Below are 6,934 nucleotides of genomic sequence, written 5' to 3'. Positions count from 1 at the left end.
GGGTTTTAAAACACGCCCTAATATCAGGAAGTAGATACTCACGACTCACCTGTTAGGAGGGATGAAGTAAGCGATCTCAATTACCAATGACTCGATCTGCCAGAAAGGATGAATTTATATGAAAATCAGACAAATGATTACCCCGGCTCTACTGGCGGGATGTATTATGATAACCGGAAGTTCGGCTTTCCCTGTAAATGGTTATACCGCTCAGGCGTCCCAGACTGCCAATGTGGATGTAACTTCCCGATTACAGTTGCTCGGACAGCCTTTTAATAATGAGCCTTATGCCCGCAATGTATGGGATATGCAGGTATTTGATGGCAAAATCTATCTGGGTCATGGCAACAGCAGTAATTCCAAGCCCTCTCCCAATGCAGGGCCGGTCCCGATTATTTATTATGATCCACAGACCGGGAAATTTGTCACACAAAAAGTTGTGGTGAATAATGCCAAGACCGGCAAGCAGGAGACACGTGAAGTTACCGATGATGAACAGATTGATACGTTCAAAATTTTCCGTAATAAACTGTACATACCGGGCAATGATTCCGTTATACCGGGTTGGGCGTATGGTAACTATTACGAGCTGAACGGTGATCACTGGAATGAGTATCAGAATCTGCCGGGCGGTATTCATGTCTATGACATGGCCTACTATCAGGGCAATCTGTTCGCAGCGATTGGTACAGAGGATGCACCGGTTGTGCTGATCTCCGGAGACGACGGCAAAACCTGGAAAGAGTTTGCCAAGATCGATGGACTCGGAAGCCGTACGTATAAGTTTTTCCAGTTTAAAGGAATGCTGTATGCGTCTGCGATCATTATTCCGGATAACAAAACCTGGGATGACGAGACCAACCTGCTTGCCATAGACAAGAATCTGAATATCCATCAACAAAAGGTAACAGGCAAAACGCTGCTGCCCGGTATGAGCTTTGTAGCCAAAGCCGGCTCTAGTCCTTACAAAAAAATCAGTAAAACAGTTGTACTGAATAATCAGCTCGTCTATATTGCCGGAGAGTTGTACAATGATTCCCAGATCATGCCCGAATCGCTAATTGCAGCCAAAAATATAAATAAGGCAAGAGCGATCCAGCTGCCTGATCCTAACGCCCGTCCAACTGATATGATTGTACGCGGCAAAATGCTCTATCTGCTTACCTACACCAAGCAGTCGGATGGAAGCTATATTAGCCGGGTATACAAAACGCGTAATCTGAACAAATGGACCGAAGTATTGAAATTCAAACAAGATACGTATGCCAAATCGCTGGAAGAGTATCAGGGAGACTTCTACTTTGGGCTGGGAACAGACACCGATCCTATCTCGGAATCTGCCGGTAAAATCCTGCGCATCAAAGCAGCTGATTTGCCCCAATAAAAGATCGTTGTGACAAACAGGTCATTGATTGAACGGTATGAATAAAGGAGAATGAACAGATTGAAAAAAGCAGTATGGATTATGACAGCTGTAGTTGTTATCGGAGTGGGCAGCGCATTGTGGTATGCCTATAACCAGAACAGAGCATCACAGGCTGCGTTAACGGATACAACGTCACCACAGCAGTCAGGAGCCAATCATACATCTGCCAAAAAGGAAACAGTCCAGCAGCAACCAAAATCCGGTTCGGCAGACGCTTCGAATATCCAGCTTCCCTGGCTGACCAAAGCGCATGTATCACAAGGCAAGCTTGATGATGAAGAAATAGGTATAGGTACAACCGCAGCGGAACTAACTGCGGCACTGGGCAAGCCGGATCGGATAGATAATTATGAAGGCGTGTATTACGGTTATCAGGATGCAGCTTTTTTCTTTCCGAGAAGTGTAGCTGATGAAATTGAGGATAGTGACCCGATTGTGAAAATGGTACTGAATGTGGAAGAGCATGAGCTAACCCGATCCTTTCTGAATCATCGATTTGGTCAGCCTGTAGATGAAGGGTTGATGGAGAGTACAGGAGATTATCTGATTTTCTACAATGTTGGTAAATACACACTGGCAGCCAGTCCGGATGACGGTGATAAAAACAAGATCATTGGTCTGGAATTATCACCAAGTGAGAAGTAATCCTCGGATTATCATCGGATGATCCATGATTTACAGGAGTCCGGAAGATTAATAGCGGTGCCAATCATTCAGGTGAATAGATACATGGATGAGAATTAAGGATAGATAATGTACCCAAAAGAACCTTGCTCCCTATTACAGCGGAGGCAAGGTTCTTTTGGGTTTTTTTATAAACGATGCATCATTATCGCATCTAACGATATGAAGGTAACCATCCTTTTATTCTACCGATTCATCGCTGATCGCAAGTTCAGTCCGGATAGGCTGGAGCTTTTTGGGAGGCGCGATATGAGCCGGGATCATCAGACCGAGTATCTGCATTTCCTGGATAATACATTGTACATGATACTGATAGATCAGCGGCAGATATTCCGGATGTACCGTAATCGGAGCAGCGACCAGAGAACGAAGCCGCTGAATGACTCCTGGAGCCAATTCGGTCTCTGGTTCATCGGTGAGCAGCCGTAGCATACGCATATGAGAGTACGTATTGTGATAAATATCGATCTCTTGCTCAATATGATCGATAAACAGCTGCTTGCTGAGATTCAGCCGGAATTCGGACGTATAGGTCTTGTAAGCTTCTTCCATCGCTGTCATATCATCGCGAAGGGAACTAATATGTACACCGCCGCCTTCGCGAAGCAGTTCATGTGCGAGACGCGTCATATTGCGACGCAGAACCATGCGCTTCTGTTCCAGTCCACGCTCATGGTTGGGTGGATAGACGAGATAGTTAACCAGTACGGCAACCCCGATACCGATCAGCGTATCCATTACGCGGTGGGTACCATACAGGAGTGGACTCTCGCCTGGACGCAGATTCAGCATAATCGCCAGAAATACGATACTGGCAATGGAGACCGATTTATTCCAGCCCAGCAGATTGCAAATATAGATAACCATAATGATACCAAGCGCCGCCAGAATTGCATTATGCGGATCGATCAGAGCGAATATCAATCCACAAAAGGCGCCGACAATCGTGCCCATCATCCGATTTTTACCAACGGTATACGAATTGGTGACCGAATTCTCCATTGCGATAATAGTAGCAATAACAGCATAAAACGGATACTCCAGATGCAGCAGCTGTGAGATGATCAGACAGATCAGGACAGCAAGTGCTGTTTTGAGGTTGCGCATTCCAATAGCAAATTTCATAAGTTCAATACGTTCCTTCCTGAATCATACAAGTTAACATTGGACTATGTACTATAACTTATTATTCTTTTAAAGTCTATGAACTATGATGAACCATTCCGCAAAAGGTTAGGATAAAAAATGAGAGCGTATACAAACTGTTATAAGTCATTAATAAAGATTTTTATCAATTTAATTTCCTGTAATACAATTGCAAATTGAATACGGGTATGATATCATTTGATATGTCAATGATTGATGAGTCAAACGAATACATGTTCCATACTATTTCATAAATAACCGCTGTACGGTCAGAGAGGAGAGAAGTCCGATGCCCGAATTGTCATCTCAGGAAATATTCAACCAGATTCACGGTCTTCACCGTCAGCTGACCAGTACATTTGAGCGGTGTGCAGGAATTAGTGCTTCCCGCTTGCAGCTATTATGTCAGTTGTATCAGTCTGACGAGATTAGCCAATCTTCCTTACAAAAGCTGGTTGGTATCGACCATGCAGCCATCACCCGTCATGTGAAGCAGCTGGAAGCGGAGAATATGGTTATTCGTCGCATCAGTCCCGAAGATAACCGCTTTACACTCGTGCAGCTCACCGAGCATGGACGCGAGAAAATTATAGCTTTTCGGGAGGAACGTGAAACGTTCCTGAACCGTATGCTCGATGGCTTCAGCAGCAGCGATCAGGATCAATTGTCTGATATGCTGATGCGAATTAATCAAAATATCAGCCAGCTCTAAGCCGAATCTGATATCATTTATACCCATATAAAAGGAGAGTTTACTGTATGACAACAACAAATGCTGTAACCCAAACCAATGATTTCCGCAAAATTGCCTTGGAGCGCCGCTCTATTAAAAGTTACGATCCATCCGTAAAAATCAGCCGTGAGGAAATGACCGAGATCCTGAATGAAGCGACTCGTGCTCCATCTTCCATCAACCTGCAGCCTTGGCGTTTCCTCGTTATCGAGAGTGAAGAAGCCAAAGCACAGCTGCTGCCACTGGCGAAATTCAACAGCCATCAGGTAGAGACTTCTTCCGCAGTTATCGCGATCTTTGGCGATCTGCAGCACGAACTGAACGCAGAAGAAATCTTCAATACAGCTGTAGAACTGGGCTATATGCCTGCTGAAGTCAAAGAAAGACAGCTTCCATTTGCTATGGCTTATTATGAAAACCTGTCTGAACAAGCGCGTAAGGACATCGCTCTGATCGATAGCGGTCTGGTATCGATGCAGCTGATGCTGGTAGCCCGTGCACATGGTTATGACACCAACCCAATCGGTGGTTATGAGAAAGAACAAATGTCCGAATTATTCGGCATGGATACCAAACGTTATGTTCCGGTTATGCTGCTGACAATCGGTAAAGCAGCCAATGAAGGCTACCCTTCGATGCGTCTGCCAATTAACAGCATCGCAGAGTGGAAATAAGAACAACTGCATTAATGAAATGAATGTAGATTAACTTAACACATGGATAAAGTGGATGAACAGGCGACACAAATATAAAGCCTGCTATAGATAAAAAGAGAGACAGCCTCTGAGGCATATCTCTCTTTTTCGTGTTGTAAAATAGGTGTGTTCGCTGTCTGCTGCAAGCAGGAGATCATTTATGATTTGATCGTAGCTACTAACAGTCCCAGGTATTCCTTGAGCGCTGTGCTGGTAGAACTCATCGCTCCGCCGGAAGGCGAGAATTTGCCGGGATACATGGCTTCAGGCTGGCTTACCCAATAGTCTGTAGGGTACGGCTGCACAGCCAGTCCAGCTCGCTGGAATTCCACGACCGAACGAGGCATATGAAAAGCGGACGTTACCAATACCGGATGGCTCCATTTTTTTTGCTGCAGCAGAGCGGCTGTATTGACTGCATTTTGCTCGGTATTCAGAGACTGGTTCTCAGCGAGGATATCTTTGGCAGGGATACCCATACCAATCAGCTGCCGGCGCGCAATATCGGCTTCATTGCCGCTGTCAGCGAATACCTGTCCACCCGAGAAAATAATCGGCAGACCGGTCTGACGGTACAGACGCACAGCTGTAATCAGCCGGTTGCCGGCAGCTCCTGACAGATTTCCTTGACCATCGATATCCGGTGTACCCTGTGTTGCTCCACCGCCCAGTACAACGATCACATCGCCTTGTATCGAGGCTGGCGGAGCATAACGCTGTTCCAGGCTGCCGATCAGAGCGTCACTGACCAGACCTGTCGTAGACAGATACAGCAGAATAGTCATTACTAGCAGTATGAGTGCCTGCCGGAGTTGTCGCCGCCATAGCCAGATAGACATCGCTAGCAGCAGAATAATAAACAACCCAGGTGGAAGTACAAAGCTGTACAAAAACTTGATTACATATAACAAGAAAATCTACCGCCTTTGACAAAGAATAAAGGAATAATTAGAAACATAGGCTAGGATTCATATCATCTGCCTATACAGCTCGCTGTATTGTATCATGATTGAGGCGGCATATCATCGGACTCAGGGGAGGATGTATCCTGTACTGCCGACGAGACAGCAGTATCTTTTGTAGCATTTACATGGTTATGATTCGGCGAATCTTCTCCCGAATCACCGGGCTGATCGGGCCAGGTAATGCGGTGCGAGGTATGACTGATCTGCTCATAGAACAATAACGATCCCTTTCTGAAAAAACGAGTAATCAGATGAATAAAAAATCCGGCATTGATCACAAACAATACAGCCAGATACACAATAGCTTCCAGTCGGGAAGGGTTGCTTGTGATAAAAGGAATATTCAGCAGCCGGTTCAGTCCGAAAAATCCCCAATACAATAATCCATAACGAATAAGCAGTGCCGAGAAAGGAGGCCTGCGCTCCGGCTGATCCCTAAATACCAGATGGATACGTACCATCCATTTCCCAACTGTACGACCTCCCGTTATATAAGGCAGTAGTATAAAGTAAAGACCACTGGATAACCAAAATGTGAACGGAACCTGCATTCTTGTCAGAATAGAGGATAGTATAGACCAGACCAACATATCGATTATAAAAGCAATTCCTCGGCGGGTGTAGGTGACTCTTCGCTGTGACCGATCCAGCTGCTTATCCATCTGCCGTGCATCCGGCAGCCTCTCGGAAATCCAGGATGCCATAAGCAAGCCGATCATGCCACCGAATGTATTGCAGATCAGATCATCCACATCAAAGATCCGATAGGCATGATCATAAATGCCAAAAATGCCGGTTAGCTGAATCGTCTCAAAAGACAGCGAAAGCAAAAAAGACCAAATCAGAGCCGACCACCAGCCCTGACGAAAATAATAACGCAGGAACATTCCGAAGGGCACAGTCAGCAGGATATTGAATAGGACCTGCAAAAAGGCGCGTTCTTTGAATAAATGCATATAGGTCGCCGGATCATGCAAAGAGACCGAGGTTTCTTTCAAAAAATCGCTTACGAACTGAAAGGGTACCAGTTGTAAATCGCCATGCGCCAGCGGCAGATTATGCCGGGACGCCGGAAATGGTAAAATAACAAGGAAGTAGGCATTCATTAGATAAAGCAGTAGAGCATACAGTGTGATCGCCCGAACAATATTAATGTATCCATACTGCCGGTACTGATACACCAGAAAAGGAAAAGTAAATAACGCTGCCGCCAGCGGAAAAGCAAGGAAAGCATATAAAACAGGTAATAAATAGGCGTTGTACATAGATATCATGCCTCCCGATG

Annotated in this window: 7 protein-coding genes; 4 read left to right on the top strand and 3 right to left on the bottom strand. The window is 45.4% G+C overall.

What is annotated here, in order from left to right:
• The first annotated feature begins 118 nt into the window (after positions 1-118).
• A complete protein-coding gene (locus H065_RS0105520) occupies positions 119-1,384 on the top strand; it encodes a hypothetical protein (RefSeq protein ID WP_017812028.1) in 1,266 nt (421 codons plus the stop codon).
• A 60-nt stretch (positions 1,385-1,444) separates the two neighbouring features.
• A complete protein-coding gene (locus tag H065_RS0105515) occupies positions 1,445-2,071 on the top strand; it encodes a DUF4309 domain-containing protein (RefSeq protein ID WP_017812027.1) in 627 nt (208 codons plus the stop codon).
• Positions 2,072-2,290: 219 nt separating this feature from the next.
• Here the strand turns inward: H065_RS0105515 and H065_RS0105510 are convergent, their stop codons facing one another.
• Positions 2,291-3,235 carry an FUSC family protein gene (locus H065_RS0105510; RefSeq protein WP_017812026.1) on the bottom strand — a complete coding sequence of 315 codons (945 nt, stop codon included), beginning with the start codon at positions 3,233-3,235 and terminating at the stop codon, positions 2,291-2,293.
• A gap of 310 nt (positions 3,236-3,545) precedes the next feature.
• Between H065_RS0105510 and H065_RS0105505 the strand changes: the two genes are divergently transcribed.
• Positions 3,546-3,968, top strand: a complete 423-nt coding sequence (locus tag H065_RS0105505) for a MarR family winged helix-turn-helix transcriptional regulator (RefSeq protein WP_017812025.1) — start codon at positions 3,546-3,548, stop codon at positions 3,966-3,968.
• A 47-nt stretch (positions 3,969-4,015) separates the two neighbouring features.
• The gene (locus tag H065_RS0105500; RefSeq protein WP_017812024.1) at positions 4,016-4,663 is read left to right on the top strand and encodes a nitroreductase family protein; all 648 of its coding nucleotides are present in this window, start codon (positions 4,016-4,018) and stop codon (positions 4,661-4,663) included.
• A 179-nt stretch (positions 4,664-4,842) separates the two neighbouring features.
• Here the strand turns inward: H065_RS0105500 and H065_RS0105495 are convergent, their stop codons facing one another.
• Positions 4,843-5,595, bottom strand: a complete 753-nt coding sequence (locus H065_RS0105495) for a YdcF family protein (protein WP_017812023.1) — start codon at positions 5,593-5,595, stop codon at positions 4,843-4,845.
• Between the two features lie 92 nt (positions 5,596-5,687).
• Positions 5,688-6,914 (bottom strand): VanZ family protein, encoded by a 1,227-nt coding sequence (locus H065_RS0105490; protein WP_017812022.1) that lies wholly within the window; start codon positions 6,912-6,914, stop codon positions 5,688-5,690.
• Positions 6,915-6,934 lie beyond the last annotated feature (20 nt).

Origin of the sequence: Paenibacillus shenyangensis (genome assembly GCF_000346635.1) — a bacterium.
Lineage (GTDB): Bacteria > Bacillota > Bacilli > Paenibacillales > Paenibacillaceae > Saccharibacillus > Saccharibacillus dauci.
Note: the sequence above shows the minus strand (reverse complement) of the source record. Positions and strands in the feature narration are given on the sequence as shown.